The organism is Pseudomonas sp. IPO3774 (assembly GCF_013386835.1).
GTDB lineage: Bacteria > Pseudomonadota > Gammaproteobacteria > Pseudomonadales > Pseudomonadaceae > Aquipseudomonas.
The window spans coordinates 118,514-131,753 of sequence record NZ_JACAQY010000021.1 but is presented as its reverse complement, the minus strand read 5'-3'; the positions used below and the strand labels follow the sequence as shown (position 1 = coordinate 131,753).

Below are 13,240 nucleotides of genomic sequence, written 5' to 3'. Positions count from 1 at the left end.
AGCACACGGGCGTGTGCCTGGCCTCTGATTGGCGCTTGCCTCCAGGGGAAACCTCACAAAAAAGGCCCTGTACAACAGGGCCTTGGGTAGAACCTAGAACTTGTAGCCAATACCGACCATGTACACCATCGGGTCAACATCCACATTGACCTTGGCCCGAGTGCCCTGGCCCAGGGCGTTGTTATCCACGGTGGCCTTGGTGCTGATGTCGATGTAGCGCGCCTGGGCGTTGATCATCCACTTGTCGTTGATCATGTAGTCCGCACCGATCTGCGCGGCCCAACCCCAGGAGTTTTCCGCCTTGAAGTTGCTGAAGCCGGCCTGCTCGGCGCGGCTGCCGACGTGCTCGTCGTAGATCCAGGTGTAGTTGATACCGGCGCCGATGTACGGTTGGAATACCGACTTGCTGTCCAGCGGGTAGTACACGACGCTCAGGGTCGGTGGCAGGTGTTTCAGCGTACCGAGCTTGCCGTTGGCAGCGCCCAGGGCGGTGTTCTTGATCTTCACATCATGTTCGAACGGTGTGGCCGCCAGCAGTTCGATACCCCAGTGGCTGGTAAACATGTAGGCGAAGTTCAAGCCCAGCTGGGTGTCGCTGCTCATGGTCGCCTTGCCGCCCAGGTTGGTCCCGGCCAGCGGGCCCTGGTCAACCTTGACACTGCTGCTGTCCGCTTTCGGGTTGACGGTGATGGCACCGGCGCGAATCAGGATGTCACCCGCTTCGTGAGCGTGGGCAACAGGGGCGACGAGGGCGAGCGCGACAAGCGACGCGCCGAGCAGGGACTTGTTCATGGGAGCTCCAAAGGACGTTATTAATTGCTTGTGTCCAATGGTAAAGATCGTAACGTTCGAGCTTTTGACTCAGCTCAATGAAAGCGCAATCACGGGTTATTCCTGCAACTCGTACACATAGATCTTGTCGGCATCCATCTGGTAGCCGGCATCGGCCAGTTCACTGCTGGACGGTTTGACCTGCATCTGGCCTTCGATCCAGTACGGCTGATACAACTCGTCGAGCTTCACGCCGACTTCGCTTTTGACATGCACGATCTGGTTCGACGGCGGTGGCGGCACGTGAATGCAGGCGCCGAAATACGGCACCAGCAGGAACTCCGTGGTGCGGCCTTCCTCGCTGACTTCCAGCGGCACGATATAACCCGGCAGGCGGATGTGCTTGCCGTCCAGGCTTTGTACGACCGGCGCGTTGGGCAGGTCCTGCTTGGCGGCCGGCGCTGACTCCACCGACAACGCATCGGCCATGCCCGACAAGTCGTGCAGCGGTTTCATGTTGGGGATTTCCGGCGGCGCGTCCGGCGGGATCATCTCCTGCCACGACAGGTCCTTGGGCTGGTCTTCAGCCCACACGGGCAGGGCCGCCAGCAGTAACAGTGCGAGCACGACGCGACGCATCAACAGCTTCCTCATAAACGTATCGACAGGCCGTCGGCCAACGATTGCCGATAGGCGCGCCAGGCCGGCACGCTGCCCATCAGCAGGGCTGCGACGAGAATACCGCCCAACAAAGTCCATTCATATTCGCTCGGCAACGACAGCGGCAGGTCCAGGCCGTAGTTGGCCTGCAAATACCCGCGCGACGCGGCGATGCACACATACAGCAGCCCGACGCCGGCGATCACGCCCGACAATGCCAGGGCGAAGGCTTCGAAGATCAGCAAGGTCGCAATATGCCAGGGCCGCGCGCCCACTGAACGCAGGATTGCCATTTCCCGGCGGCGCTCGTTGAGGCTGGTGAGGATCGCGGTGAGCATGCCGATCAAGCCGGTCAGCACCACGAACAGCGAGATCACGAACAGCGCTTTTTCAGCCGTGCCCATCATGCTCCACAGCTCTTGCAGCGCCACGCCCGGCAGGATCGCCAGCATCGGCTCGCCACGGAACTCGTTGATCTCCCGTTGCAGGGCGAAGGTGGAAATCTTGTTGTTCAAACCGAGCATGAACGCGGTGATGGCTTGTGGCGTCAGGTCCATGTTGCGAGCCTGGTCGGCGCTGATCCGGCCTTTGCCCTGGGCCGGCACGCCGTTGTGCCAGTCGATGTGAATCGCTTCCATGCCGCCGAGGCTGATATGCAGTGTGCGGTCCACCGGAGTGCCGGTGCGCTTGAGAATGCCGACCACGGTGAACGGCTTGTCATCGTGCTTGACCAGGCTGACCACCGCCACGCCGTGGGCCAGCACCAGCTTGTCGCCGAGCTTGTAATGCAGCGCGTCGGCCACTTCGGCGCCGAGCACCACTTCGAATGGATCGGTGGCGAAGGCGCGGCCGCTGGCCAGTTCCAGGTTCTGCCGGCGGCCGTATTGGTAGTGTTCGAAATAGGATTCGTTGGTGCCCATCACGCGGTAGCCACGGTGGGAGTCGCCAAGGGAAATCGGGATCGCCCATTTTACCTGCGGGTTGGCCGCGAAGTGCTCGTAGCTGTCCCAGCGAATGTTGTTGGTGGCGTTGCCGATGCGGAACACTGAATACAGCAGCAAATTCACCGAGCCGGAGCGCGCGCCGACGATCAGGTCGGTGCCGCTGATGGTGCTGGCGAAGCTGGCGCGGGCTTCGGTGCGTACCCGTTCCACCGCCAGCAACAGGCACACCGACAGGGCGATGGCGAAGGCGGTGAGGATCGCGGTAAAGCGGCGGTTAGCCAGGCTGGCCATGGCTAGTCGAAACAAATACATCTCAAACCTCTGCGGGCGTGGCGGCGCGATTGAGTTCGGCCAGCGACAGGTTGCGGTCGAACAGCGGCGCCAGGCTCTGGTCATGGCTGACGAACAACAGGCTGGCGCCTGCTTCGCGGCATTCGGCGAACAGCAACTGAATGAAGGCTTCCCGGGCGTCGTAGTCCAGGGCCGAGGTCGGCTCGTCGGCGATCACCAGCTCCGGCTGGCCGATCAGCGCACGGGCAGCGGCCACCCGTTGTTGTTGGCCGATGGACAGGGAGTCGGCGCGGCGCTCCAGCAGGCTCTTGTCCTTCAGGCCCAGGTGGGCGAGCAAGGTCGCGGCAGCCTGGTCGACGCTGCCGTGACGCTGGATTGCCCGCTGTGCCCGTAACGGTGAAAAGTGGCAGGGCAACTCGACGTTCTCGCGCACCGAGAGAAACGGCAACAGGTTGAACTGCTGGAAGATGTAGCCGGTGTGGTCGACCCGGAAACGGTCGCGGGCGCCGGCCGAGAGTTCGGTCAGTTCCTGGCCCAGTAGGCGGATGCTGCCCCGGCTGGGCTTTTGCACACCGCCCAACAGGCCGAGCAGGGTGGTCTTGCCACTGCCGCTGGGGCCCTTGAGGAACAGGGTTTCCCCCGGCTCCAGGCGGAACGTGGGGATGTCCAGCAACTGTGGGTGACCGGGCCAATTGAAGCCCAGGTCAGACAGTTCGATAAGTGCTTGGGTCATAGGGAGGTCAGTGGTCTGGCTCGATTTGGATGATGACACCGATCAACTGTAGGAGCTGGCTTGCCTGCGATGGCATCACCGCGGTGTTTCTGGAGCACCGCGGCGTCTGCATCGCAGGCAAGCCAGCTCCTACAGTGTGGTGTTTACATCAGAATTTCAGGGTGGCTGCTGTGGCCGTCGCTTCCACACCCTGCTGGCCGCTCGGGCCAATGAGTTGTACCTGAATTTTCTGGGTGGCGGGGAAGGTCTTGAACACCTGGGTCAGGTCGAGGTTGCTCAGCGCGGTCGGCGTGGCGCAAGTGAACTGGTAGTGAGCGTGGATTTCGCTGTGGTCGTGGTGATGTTCGTGGGCGGCGGCGCCTTTGCCATCGGTGGCGTGGTCGTCATCGTCTTCATCGTGGTCGGCTTCAGGCTTGTCGCCGAACAGCGGGCTGTTCAGTTCCTGGGTGCTGATCACGCAACCGGCGGCCTTGGGCAGGCTGAACAGCACCAAAGGTTGTTCAAGTTGTTTGCGGGCAGCGGCGACCTTGGCTTTGTCGGCGGACGTTGTAGCGAGGTGTTCGAAGCCCACCAGGTTCATCGCCGGGCTGTCCAGTTCCAGCTCCAGGGCCTGGCCGTCGAGCACCGCATTGAGGCGACCCACGCCGTGTTCGTGGGCACCGAGGCTGCCGTGCTCGTGATCATGGTCGTGCTCGTCGGCAGCGTGGGCGATGGCCAGTGGCAACAGGGCAAACGGCAAAGCGAGCAGCAAACGGCGCATGGTGGAGCTCCCGGACAAAGATGAAAGTTTTGTTATGTGATCTTATAACAATTTTGCTAGGAGTTTGACCGCCCGCTTGGCGTAGCGCAAGACGCGTGGGAGCATGCTCGTCAGAAAAGTGCGGGAGTAAGTGCGATGTTGAGAATTCGTGGAACCGTCGGTGACCTGCCGGTGGACTTGACCCTGGAGCTGGATGACGGCGACTGGGCCCGGCTGGGCGCGCAGTTGCAGGCCAGCAAACCGCCGAGTGCCGAGCCCGTGGTGGCGCCGGCCGCGGGTAACCTGGACGAGAGCCTGTGGCAGGCCGCCCAGGATTTGCTGCGCAAGGCCGGGCAACTCAACGGCCTGGAATTGCTTGATCAGCTGGAAGGCCTGGCCGGCAGCGCCTCGGCGGGCAAGCGCCTGCTGGTGCGCCTGCGCCATAGCGCCAAGGTCAAGGTGGCCAGCGGCGGGGATACGCCGCTGTACAGTTGGATCGAGTAACGATCAGTAAAGCGCGGCGAACAGCTTGCGGCGGTATACGGTGACCAGCGGGTGATCGTTGCCGAGCAGTTCGAACACCTGCAGCAGCGTCTTGTGGGGCAGGCCTTCGCTGTAGCTGCGGTTGCGGATGAACAGCTTGAGTAAGCCATCCAGCGCGGCGTCGTATTGCTGGCGCGCCAGTTGTTGCACGGCCAGTTGGTACACCGCCTCGTCATCCTGCGGGTTTTGCGCCAGGCGGGCTTTCAGGTCTGCGGCGTCCGGCAGGTCGGCGGCCTGGCGCAGGAAAGTGATCTGCGCCTTGGCGCCGGCCAGTGCGGCCTTGTGATCATCGCTCTTGACGGCGTCGAGCACGGTTTGCGCTTCGCCCAGTTCACCGCGCTCGGCCAGGCAGCGTGCGTACAGGATCAGCGCGGCGGCGTTGGTGTTGTCTTCGCCAAGCAGGGTGACCAGCACGGCCTCGGCGTCGGTGATACGGCCTTCGGCAAACAGCGCCTGGGCCTGCTCCAGTGGATCGGCAGCCGCCGGTGGTGGCATCTGCACATGGGGCTCCAGCATCGCGCGCACGGCGGATTCAGGCTGCGCACCGGCAAACCCATCCACTGGCTGGCCATCCTTGAACAGCACCACGGTCGGCAGGCTGCGAATGCCAAAGCGCGAGACCACGTCCGGCTCGGCATCGCAATCGACCTTGGCCAGCAGCAACTCACCCTGATAACTCTCGGCAATCTGCGCGAGCATCGGCATCAACGCCTTGCACGGCGCGCACCACTCGGCCCAGAAATCCACCAGCACGGGTTTTTCGAAGGAGTTCTGGATCACCGCCTGATCGAAGGTGGCGGTGGTGGCATCGAAGATGTACGGCGTGGGCTCACTCATGGGGAATCTCGAAGAAAGCAGGAATGGGGCAACTATAAAGACTGGAGGAGGCGACCGGAAGCTATGCCGCGATTAAGCGCGTACAGGATGCCAGAAAGGGTCCTGGTACCAGTCTTGAGGAAAACCCATCGCTTTGAGTGCGACAGGTCGCCGAGTGTGAGTTCTTCCAGCATTGCCCAGCCGGGCATGAGTGGTGGTTGGTCGTAGTTGGTGGGGTAGTGTCGGGCGTAACTCTCTTTTGCTCTCTGGCGTTTGAGATGGGCTTTGCGACCGCTTTCGGCTTGCAACCGATCTATTCGCAGGCATTCGCGCTCATAGTCTCGGATAGCGGCACATTGCTTGGACTGCAATGTTGCAAGTAGGCGTTGGTGGTCAAATGCCTGTTGAAAAATGCCGATATCGGTATACCAATGGCTGCCATAGTTGGGCCCCATATGGTTACTGATCATTGAGCGGGTCGCTATTTCCACGCGTTCAATGGCATCCATGCTCAACAATCGAAGCCTGCGGTCAAAGTCGTAGAGTCGAGTTAGCTGACGAAAACCTGTGCCATCGCGAAATCGATGATCGACATCCCCCGATTGCTGAAAAGGGCGCATGTAGGGGCTCAATCGGAAAAAACTGACGGACTGCAAGAAACACTGCGCACGGGCTTCATCTTGAATGAGCAAACCACGTTGTTTGAGCAGTTCTATCTGGGAGGGGACATCAATGGCAGGTTTGTCGAACGTTCTCATGCCCAAAAAAAGCCAGGCATAAAAAACCCGCACAATTTGTGCTTAGTCACTTGCGCGACCAGAGGCATGGCGGGTGTATTGCGGCAAAGACTAGGCAGTAGCGGTGATGTTTGCAAGCTTTTTGAGCAAGAGGCGACGGATGCAAATTGGGGGGTTGGCATACCGTTGGGTCGTCCAGGTTGCGTGCGAGAGGCGGCCATTTTCCACGCTACGCTGAAGACTGTCTTAGCCCATCTGTTACTGGAGATTTGCGGGTTTGATAGGCGCGACTATCGCTGCGAATGGTACAGGCTCACCTTGCGAAACTCCCACGGCTCGGCCAGGTCGGGCAGTGTCAGGGCGTCGAGGATACCCAGGCGCTGATACTCCGGGTGCTGGAAGTCCCGAACCCGGGAATCGGCGACCAGCGCTTCGCGGCCGCGTGTCAGGAATTGATCCAGCAGCGGCAGGTTCGCCCGGTCGTACAGCACATCGGCGACCAGGATCAGGTCAAACCGGTCGGCTTCGGTGAAGAAGTCTTCTGAATAGCCCAGTGTTACGCCGTTGAGTTCGGCATTCGCCCGGCAGGCAGCCAGGGCCAGCGGATCCAGGTCGCACGCCACCACTTCCAGCGCTCCGGCCTTTACCGCGGCAATCCCGGCAACACCCGAACCTGCGCCGAAATCCAGCACCCGCTTACCCGCGACCCACTCGGGGTTGGCCGCCAGGTATCGCGCCAGCGCCAGGCCACTGGCCCAGCAAAAGCTCCAGTACGGCGGCTCATGCAGGATGCGCCGGGTTTCTTCGGGGCTGAAGGCGCGGTCCATGTTGTCGGCGTCCAGTAACCACAGCGACAACTCGGTGCCCGGCAGCGGGCAGGGCACCAGTTTGGCGTCGCCGATCAGTTCGCTCAGTGCGCGTTGCAGGCCCAGCGGTGGCGTCATGGTGCGGGAACGAGTTGCAGCGGCCCGGTGGTCTGGGTGATCGCCTGGGTGATGCGCACCGGCGGCAGGTGCAGGATCAACTGGCCGGACTGGCTGGCGCGACCACGCAATTCAACGCGCCCGCCCGCCGGGAACGCTTGCGGGTTGAAGCGCAGGCGGAAGGCCAGGGGCTTGTTGTTGCCGATCAGCACGCTGCTGGCGAGCAGTTGTTGCGGGCGCGAACGGTCGTCGATCACCAGCAGCGCCAGTTCGACTTCCGCACCCGCCGGTATACCGTTCAATTGGCCGCTGACTTCACGCTGATAGGCGGGCAACGGGCCGAGATCTTCTTCCACGCCCGGCAGTTTTTTCTCTTGTTGCGGTGCCGGAGCCGGCGCCGCAGGTTTTGGGGCATGGCTGCTGCAGGCGACCAGAAAACCGAGCAACGTGAGCAAAACAAGTGGTCGTAACTGCATGTACGGCTCCAGAAAGGACAAAATCCGTGGCTTAAAAAATATGAAACATAATAGTCAGCCTATATACCGTAAAGGCTATGGCTTGTCTTGCCACAGGGATGCGCTACCATGGCCCTCCCATTTTTTGTTGCCTGCCACCATGCACTGTCCCTTCTGCGGTGCCAACGACACCAAGGTCATTGACTCGCGTCTGGTCGCCGAGGGCGAACAGGTGCGTCGCCGGCGTGAATGCCTGGCCTCTGGCTGCGGTGAACGTTTCACCACCTTCGAAACCGCCGAACTGGTATTGCCACGTCTGATCAAGACCGACGGCAGTCGCCAGCCTTTCGACGAAGAAAAACTGCGCGCCGGAATGCAGCGCGCCCTGGAAAAACGCCCGGTGAGTGTCGAGCGGCTGGAAGCGGCACTGGTGCATATCAAGCACAAGCTGCGCGCCACCGGCGAGCGCGAAGTCAAATCCCTGGTGGTTGGAGAACTGGTGATGGGCGAGCTGCAAAAGCTCGACGAAGTCGCCTATATCCGTTTCGCCTCGGTGTATCGACGCTTCCAGGACCTCAACGAGTTCCGCGAAGAGATCGACCGCCTGGCCCGTGAGCCGGTAAAAGAATGAACCCACCTTCGGCAGAACAAGCGGTACTCGACGCCCATTACATGGCCCGTGCCCTGGAACTGGCGCGCAAGGGCCTGTACACCACCCACCCCAACCCGCGGGTTGGCTGCGTGATCGTGCGTGACGGGCAGGTTGTCGGCGAAGGCTGGCACGTGCGCACCGGCGAACCCCATGCGGAAGTCCATGCCCTGCGGGCAGCGGGCGACAAGGCTCGGGGCGCCACCGCCTACGTGACCCTTGAACCGTGCAGCCACCACGGGCACACGCCGCCGTGCGCCGATGCCTTGGTGAATGCCGGCCTGGCCCGTGTGGTTGCGGCAATGCAGGACCCGAACCCGGAAGTCGCCGGGCGTGGCATGCGCCGCCTGGCCCAGGCCGGGATCGAGACCCACAGCGGCTTGCTGGAAAACGAAGCGCGGGCGCTTAACCCGGGCTTTCTCAAGCGCATGGAGCATGGCCTGCCGTTTGTGCGGGTCAAGTTGGCCATGAGCCTGGATGGTCGCACCGCGATGGCCAACGGCGAAAGCCAATGGATCACCGGCCCGGCCGCCCGTGCCGCTGTGCAGCGCCTGCGTGCCCAGGCCAGTGTGGTGCTGACCGGCGCCGACACGGTGCTGGCCGATGGTGCTCGCCTGACCGTGCGCGCCGCCGAACTGGGCCTGGATGAAGAAACCACCGCCCTGGCGATGTCCCGTCCGCCGCTGCGTGTGCTGATCGACGGCCGCCTGCGGGTGCCGCTGAATGCGCCGTTCTTCAAGGCTGGCCCCGCGCTGGTCATCACCTGCGTGACGCCGGACAACCAGTACCCCACAGGCCCCGAGTGCCTGGTGGTGCCGGGTGTCGACGGCCAGGTCGACCTGCGTTCCGCGCTGGTGGCCCTGGCGGCCCGTGGTGTCAACGAAGTGTTGGTGGAAGCCGGCCCAAGCCTGGCGGGTGCCTTCGCCCAGCAAGGGCTGGTGGACGAGTACGTGATATTCGTCGCCGGCAAGTTTCTTGGCTCTGCCGCCCGGCCTTTGCTGGACTGGCCGCTTGAGAAACTGGCCGACGCCCCCCAACTCAAGATCACTGAAATGCGCGCTGTTGGCGATGACTGGAGAGTCACTGCCATCCCTCTGCCATCAGCGAGCGTATAATTCCCGGCCTGCGCCACGTCTTCAGGAGAACGGCATGTTCACCGGCATTATCGAATCCATCGGCAGCATCCGTGCAATGACCCCAAAAGGCGGCGATGTACGCCTGCTGGTTGAAACCGGCAAGCTCGACCTGAGCGACGTCAAACTGGGCGACAGCATCGCCGTCAGCGGTGTATGCCTGACCGTCATCGAATTGCCTGGCAACGGCTTTGCCGCCGATGTCAGCCGGGAAACCCTGGACTGCACCGCGATGAACGACCTCAAGAGCGGCAGCCCGGTGAACCTGGAAAAAGCCCTGACCCCGACCACCCGTCTCGGTGGGCACCTGGTCAGCGGCCACGTCGACGGTGTCGGCGAAGTGGTTGCTCGCAGCGAAAACGCGCGTGCCGTGGAATTCCGTATTCGCGCGCCGAAAGAGCTGGCCAAGTACATCGCCCACAAAGGCTCGATCACCGTCGACGGCACGAGCCTGACGGTGAACGCCGTGAATGGCGCCGAATTTGAACTGACCATCATTCCCCACACCCTGAGCGAAACCATCATGGCGTCGTACCAGCCGGGTCGCCGGGTGAACCTGGAAGTGGACTTGCTTGCCCGTTACCTGGAGCGCCTGTTGTTGGGCGATAAGGCCGCAGAGTCTGACTCTCTTCAAGGGCCCGCCGGGAACATCACTGAAAGTTTTTTAGCCGCTAACGGCTACCTTAAATCCTGACCCAAGGGGGTGCCGCGTGGCGCTCAACAGCATCGAAGAACTGGTTGAAGACATCCGCCAAGGCAAGATGGTCATCCTCATGGATGACGAAGACCGCGAGAACGAAGGCGACCTGATCATGGCCGCCGAGTGCTGCCAGCCGGAACACATCAACTTCATGGCCAAGCACGCCCGTGGCCTGATCTGCATGCCGATGAGCCGCGAGCGCTGCGAGCTGCTGAAGCTGCCGTTGATGGCGCCGCGCAATGGTTCCGGGTTTGGCACCAAGTTCACCGTGTCCATCGAAGCCACTACCGGTGTCACCACCGGTATCTCCGCTGCTGACCGCGCCCGCACCGTACAAGCCGCTGCCGCGAAAGACGCCAAGGCCGAAGATATCGTCAGCCCTGGCCACATCTTCCCGCTGATGGCCCAGCCGGGTGGCACCCTGGCTCGCGCCGGCCACACCGAAGCGGCCTGCGACCTGGCGCGCATGGCCGGTTTCGAGCCGAGCGGTGTGATCTGCGAAGTGATGAACGACGACGGCACCATGTCCCGTCGCGCCGAGCTGGAAGAATTTGCCGCGCTGCACAACATCAAGATCGGCACCATTGCCGACCTGATCCACTACCGGATGATCCACGAACGTACCGTTCAGCGGATTGCCGAGCAGCCGCTGGACAGCGAACTGGGCCAGTTCAACCTGGTGACCTATCGTGATTCCGTGGAAGGCGACGTGCACATGGCCCTGACCCTGGGCACCATCTGCGCTGAAGAGCCTACCCTGGTGCGGGTGCACAACATGGACCCGCTGCGGGACCTGCTGATGGTCAAGCAACCGGGGCGCTGGAGCCTGCGGGCCGCGATGTCCGCGGTGTCCGAGGCCGGCAGCGGTGTGGTGTTGCTGCTGGGCCATCCGCTGGACGGCGACGTGCTGCTGGCGCATATCCGCGAAACCGCCGACCACGCGCCGGTGAAAAAACCGACCACCTACAGCATCGTCGGGGCCGGTTCGCAGATCCTGCGGGACCTGGGCGTGCGCAAAATGCGCCTGATGAGTGCGCCAATGAAATTTAATGCCATATCCGGTTTCGACCTGGAAGTAGTAGAATACGTGCCCTCCGAATAAAGGCCGGCGTTGTTTGCCCCTTGTTCGCGGTTCAAATATCACTGAGGGGCGCGCACTAAGCGCGTCCCGGCTCTTTAAGAGATTTGTCGAATGACCCTGAAGACCATCGAAGGTACCTTCATCGCCCCCAAAGGCCGCTATGCCCTGGTGGTTGGCCGCTTCAACAGCTTCGTGGTTGAAAGCCTGGTAAGCGGTGCCGTGGATGCCCTGGTTCGCCACGGTGTGAGCGAAAGCGACATCACTATCATCCGCGCTCCTGGCGCCTTCGAAATTCCACTGGTTGCGCAGAAAGTTGCACAGCAGGGTGAATACGCGGCGATCATCGCCCTGGGCGCGGTCATTCGTGGCGGCACTCCGCACTTCGAATACGTGGCTGGCGAATGCACCAAGGGCCTGGCCCAGGTGTCCATGGAGTTCGGCGTGCCGGTCGCCTTTGGCGTGCTGACCGTTGATTCCATCGAACAAGCCATCGAGCGTTCCGGCACCAAGGCCGGCAACAAAGGTGCTGAAGCTGCCCTGTCCGCCCTGGAAATGGTCAGCCTGCTGGCGCAGTTGGAGGCCAAGTGATTAGCGACGACAGCGATCAGTTCAACCCCCAGGACCCGCGCCCGGCAGACGCCGGCAAGCCATCGAAAAGCGAAAAGCGTCGTTCGGCCCGCCAGCTCGCGACCCAGGCTTTGTACCAGCGCCACATGGCGAAAACCTCGCTGAACGAAATCGAGGCGCAGTTTCGCGTCGACAACGATTTCAGCGCGGCCGATGCCAGCTACTTCCACGACATCCTGCACGGTGTTCCGGCCAACCTGGCGGAGATCGACGCTGCACTGACGCCGTGCCTGGACCTGGCGATCGAAGAGCTGGACCCGGTTGAACTGGCCGTACTGCGCCTGTCCACCTGGGAACTGCTCAAGCGCGTCGACGTGCCTTACCGCGTTGTGATCAACGAAGGGATCGAACTGGCGAAAGTCTACGGTTCCACCGACGGTCACAAGTTCGTCAACGGCGTGCTCGACAAGCTGGCCCCGCGCCTGCGTGAAGCCGAAGTGAAGGCGTACAAGCGCTAACTGGCGCTTGCTGACGCAATGGGCGAGTTTGAGCTGATCCGCAACTACTTCGCCGCCGCGCCCTGTGCGCAGGGCGGCGAAGGCATTGCACTGGGGATTGGCGACGACTGCGCCTTGCTGGCTGTTCCTCCCGGGGAACAGCTGGCGATTTCTACCGATACCCTGGTGGCCGGCGTGCATTTTGCCGACCCCTGCGATCCGTTTCTGCTCGGCCAGCGCTCGCTGGCCGTAGCAGTCAGCGATCTGGCGGCCATGGGCGCCAATCCCCTCGCGTTTACCCTTGCCCTCACCACCCCGACGGTTGATGCCGATTGGCTGCAACGCTATGCCCAGGGCTTGAACGCCATGGCGCAGGGTTGTGGCGTGGTTCTGGTAGGTGGCGACACCACCCGTGGGCCGCTGAGCCTGACCATGACCGTGTTTGGCCGGGTGCCGGCGGGCCAGGCCTTGACCCGCAGCGGCGCGCGGCCTGGCGACTTGCTGTGTGTGGGCGGTGAGCTGGGTAACGCAGCGGGCGCCTTGCCGCTGGTGCTGGGGCAGCGCACGGCGGAGGCGGCTATCGTCGAGCCACTGCTGGCCCATTACTGGTCGCCGCAACCGCAGTTGGCGCTGGGCTTGGCGTTGCGGGGCAAGGCCACGTCTGCCATGGATATTTCCGACGGCCTTTTGGCTGATTGCGGGCATATCGCCAAGGCGTCGGCTGTCAGCTTGTTGATCGAGCAGCAAAAACTGCCATTGTCCGCCGCCTTGCTGGCGTTCGTCGGTGAAGCGGATGCCCGGGTGGCCGCGTTGAGCGGGGGGGACGACTACGTACTGGCGTTCACCTTGCCGCCCGCCGAACTGGCGCCGCTGTTGGCCGCCGGTGTGCCGGTGCATGTAATCGGCCGGGTCGAGGCGGGGCAGGGCGTTACCCTGCTGGATGCGTCTGGCCAGGACGTCACGCCGGCCATTCGTGGCTATCAACATTTCTGAAAGGCATA

Annotated in this window: 17 protein-coding genes; 8 read left to right on the top strand and 9 right to left on the bottom strand. The window is 62.5% G+C overall.

Annotated elements, in window-relative coordinates; all coding sequences use genetic code 11:
- Window positions 1-93: 93 nt before the first annotated feature.
- The 5 genes from HYE77_RS14820 to HYE77_RS14800 form a co-directional block, all read right to left on the bottom strand.
- The gene (locus tag HYE77_RS14820; protein WP_102369992.1) at window positions 94-792 is read right to left on the bottom strand and encodes an OmpW family protein; all 699 of its coding nucleotides are present in this window, start codon (window positions 790-792) and stop codon (window positions 94-96) included.
- Window positions 793-888: 96 nt separating this feature from the next.
- Window positions 889-1,410 carry a DUF3299 domain-containing protein gene (locus HYE77_RS14815; RefSeq protein WP_177068930.1) on the bottom strand — a complete coding sequence of 174 codons (522 nt, stop codon included), beginning with the start codon at window positions 1,408-1,410 and terminating at the stop codon, window positions 889-891.
- A gap of 11 nt (window positions 1,411-1,421) precedes the next feature.
- Window positions 1,422-2,687, bottom strand: a complete 1,266-nt coding sequence (locus tag HYE77_RS14810) for an ABC transporter permease (RefSeq protein WP_003210004.1) — start codon at window positions 2,685-2,687, stop codon at window positions 1,422-1,424.
- Window position 2,688: 1 nt separating this feature from the next.
- On the bottom strand, window positions 2,689-3,399 hold the full coding sequence (locus HYE77_RS14805) for an ABC transporter ATP-binding protein (RefSeq protein WP_177035949.1): 711 nt from the start codon (window positions 3,397-3,399) through the stop codon (window positions 2,689-2,691).
- Between the two features lie 148 nt (window positions 3,400-3,547).
- On the bottom strand, window positions 3,548-4,159 hold the full coding sequence (locus HYE77_RS14800; protein WP_177068929.1) for a DUF2796 domain-containing protein: 612 nt from the start codon (window positions 4,157-4,159) through the stop codon (window positions 3,548-3,550).
- Window positions 4,160-4,294: 135 nt separating this feature from the next.
- Here HYE77_RS14800 and HYE77_RS14795 point away from each other — a divergent pair, with 135 nt between their 5' ends.
- Window positions 4,295-4,642 (top strand): hypothetical protein, encoded by a 348-nt coding sequence (locus HYE77_RS14795; protein WP_102369989.1) that lies wholly within the window; start codon window positions 4,295-4,297, stop codon window positions 4,640-4,642.
- A 3-nt stretch (window positions 4,643-4,645) separates the two neighbouring features.
- Here HYE77_RS14795 and trxA read toward each other — a convergent pair whose 3' ends face one another.
- The 4 genes from trxA to HYE77_RS14775 all read right to left on the bottom strand — a co-directional run bounded on the left by trxA (window position 4,646) and on the right by HYE77_RS14775 (window position 7,633).
- On the bottom strand, window positions 4,646-5,518 hold the full coding sequence (trxA, locus tag HYE77_RS14790; RefSeq protein WP_003209995.1) for a thioredoxin: 873 nt from the start codon (window positions 5,516-5,518) through the stop codon (window positions 4,646-4,648).
- Window positions 5,519-5,550: 32 nt separating this feature from the next.
- Complete coding sequence (locus HYE77_RS14785) at window positions 5,551-6,255, bottom strand: Abi family protein (protein WP_177068928.1); 705 nt, start codon at window positions 6,253-6,255, stop codon at window positions 5,551-5,553.
- A gap of 269 nt (window positions 6,256-6,524) precedes the next feature.
- On the bottom strand, window positions 6,525-7,178 hold the full coding sequence (locus HYE77_RS14780; RefSeq protein WP_177068927.1) for a methyltransferase: 654 nt from the start codon (window positions 7,176-7,178) through the stop codon (window positions 6,525-6,527).
- Window positions 7,175-7,633 (bottom strand): YbaY family lipoprotein, encoded by a 459-nt coding sequence (locus HYE77_RS14775; RefSeq protein WP_003209991.1) that lies wholly within the window; start codon window positions 7,631-7,633, stop codon window positions 7,175-7,177. The genes HYE77_RS14780 and HYE77_RS14775 overlap by 4 nt, the downstream gene beginning before the upstream one ends.
- A 139-nt stretch (window positions 7,634-7,772) precedes the next feature.
- Between HYE77_RS14775 and nrdR the strand changes: the two genes are divergently transcribed.
- The 7 genes from nrdR to thiL all read left to right on the top strand — a co-directional run bounded on the left by nrdR (window position 7,773) and on the right by thiL (window position 13,232).
- Window positions 7,773-8,243 (top strand): transcriptional regulator NrdR, encoded by a 471-nt coding sequence (nrdR, locus tag HYE77_RS14770; protein WP_003209990.1) that lies wholly within the window; start codon window positions 7,773-7,775, stop codon window positions 8,241-8,243.
- On the top strand, window positions 8,240-9,376 hold the full coding sequence (gene ribD, locus HYE77_RS14765; protein WP_003209989.1) for a bifunctional diaminohydroxyphosphoribosylaminopyrimidine deaminase/5-amino-6-(5-phosphoribosylamino)uracil reductase RibD: 1,137 nt from the start codon (window positions 8,240-8,242) through the stop codon (window positions 9,374-9,376). The genes nrdR and ribD overlap by 4 nt, the downstream gene beginning before the upstream one ends.
- Before the next feature lie 34 nt (window positions 9,377-9,410).
- The gene (locus HYE77_RS14760; RefSeq protein WP_003209988.1) at window positions 9,411-10,088 is read left to right on the top strand and encodes a riboflavin synthase; all 678 of its coding nucleotides are present in this window, start codon (window positions 9,411-9,413) and stop codon (window positions 10,086-10,088) included.
- Window positions 10,089-10,104: 16 nt separating this feature from the next.
- On the top strand, window positions 10,105-11,196 hold the full coding sequence (gene ribBA / locus HYE77_RS14755) for a bifunctional 3,4-dihydroxy-2-butanone-4-phosphate synthase/GTP cyclohydrolase II (protein ID WP_003209987.1): 1,092 nt from the start codon (window positions 10,105-10,107) through the stop codon (window positions 11,194-11,196).
- Between the two features lie 90 nt (window positions 11,197-11,286).
- Window positions 11,287-11,763, top strand: coding sequence for a 6,7-dimethyl-8-ribityllumazine synthase (gene ribE / locus HYE77_RS14750; protein ID WP_003209986.1), 477 nt, complete (start codon window positions 11,287-11,289; stop codon window positions 11,761-11,763).
- Window positions 11,760-12,260, top strand: a complete 501-nt coding sequence (nusB, locus tag HYE77_RS14745; protein WP_003209985.1) for a transcription antitermination factor NusB — start codon at window positions 11,760-11,762, stop codon at window positions 12,258-12,260. Before ribE ends, nusB begins: the two co-directional genes overlap by 4 nt.
- 18 nt (window positions 12,261-12,278) lie before the next feature.
- A complete protein-coding gene (thiL, locus tag HYE77_RS14740) occupies window positions 12,279-13,232 on the top strand; it encodes a thiamine-phosphate kinase (RefSeq protein WP_102605737.1) in 954 nt (317 codons plus the stop codon).
- Window positions 13,233-13,240: the final 8 nt, after the last annotated feature.

What these genes read in the sequence shown, in the direction of transcription:
- HYE77_RS14780 (WP_177068927.1), bottom strand. Translation starts at nt 7,178, where the DNA reads ATGACGCCACCGCTGGGCCTGCAACGCGCACTGAGCGAACTGATCGGC.
- thiL (WP_102605737.1), top strand. Translation starts at nt 12,279, where the DNA reads ATGGGCGAGTTTGAGCTGATCCGCAACTACTTCGCCGCCGCGCCCTGT.
- HYE77_RS14800 (WP_177068929.1), bottom strand. Translation starts at nt 4,159, where the DNA reads ATGCGCCGTTTGCTGCTCGCTTTGCCGTTTGCCCTGTTGCCACTGGCC.
- HYE77_RS14785 (WP_177068928.1), bottom strand. Translation starts at nt 6,255, where the DNA reads ATGAGAACGTTCGACAAACCTGCCATTGATGTCCCCTCCCAGATAGAA.
- HYE77_RS14775 (WP_003209991.1), bottom strand. Translation starts at nt 7,633, where the DNA reads ATGCAGTTACGACCACTTGTTTTGCTCACGTTGCTCGGTTTTCTGGTC.
- ribE (WP_003209986.1), top strand. Translation starts at nt 11,287, where the DNA reads ATGACCCTGAAGACCATCGAAGGTACCTTCATCGCCCCCAAAGGCCGC.
- HYE77_RS14795 (WP_102369989.1), top strand. Translation starts at nt 4,295, where the DNA reads ATGTTGAGAATTCGTGGAACCGTCGGTGACCTGCCGGTGGACTTGACC.
- HYE77_RS14805 (WP_177035949.1), bottom strand. Translation starts at nt 3,399, where the DNA reads ATGACCCAAGCACTTATCGAACTGTCTGACCTGGGCTTCAATTGGCCC.
- trxA (WP_003209995.1), bottom strand. Translation starts at nt 5,518, where the DNA reads ATGAGTGAGCCCACGCCGTACATCTTCGATGCCACCACCGCCACCTTC.
- HYE77_RS14815 (WP_177068930.1), bottom strand. Translation starts at nt 1,410, where the DNA reads ATGCGTCGCGTCGTGCTCGCACTGTTACTGCTGGCGGCCCTGCCCGTG.
- HYE77_RS14810 (WP_003210004.1), bottom strand. Translation starts at nt 2,687, where the DNA reads ATGTATTTGTTTCGACTAGCCATGGCCAGCCTGGCTAACCGCCGCTTT.
- HYE77_RS14820 (WP_102369992.1), bottom strand. Translation starts at nt 792, where the DNA reads ATGAACAAGTCCCTGCTCGGCGCGTCGCTTGTCGCGCTCGCCCTCGTC.
- nrdR (WP_003209990.1), top strand. Translation starts at nt 7,773, where the DNA reads ATGCACTGTCCCTTCTGCGGTGCCAACGACACCAAGGTCATTGACTCG.
- ribD (WP_003209989.1), top strand. Translation starts at nt 8,240, where the DNA reads ATGAACCCACCTTCGGCAGAACAAGCGGTACTCGACGCCCATTACATG.
- HYE77_RS14760 (WP_003209988.1), top strand. Translation starts at nt 9,411, where the DNA reads ATGTTCACCGGCATTATCGAATCCATCGGCAGCATCCGTGCAATGACC.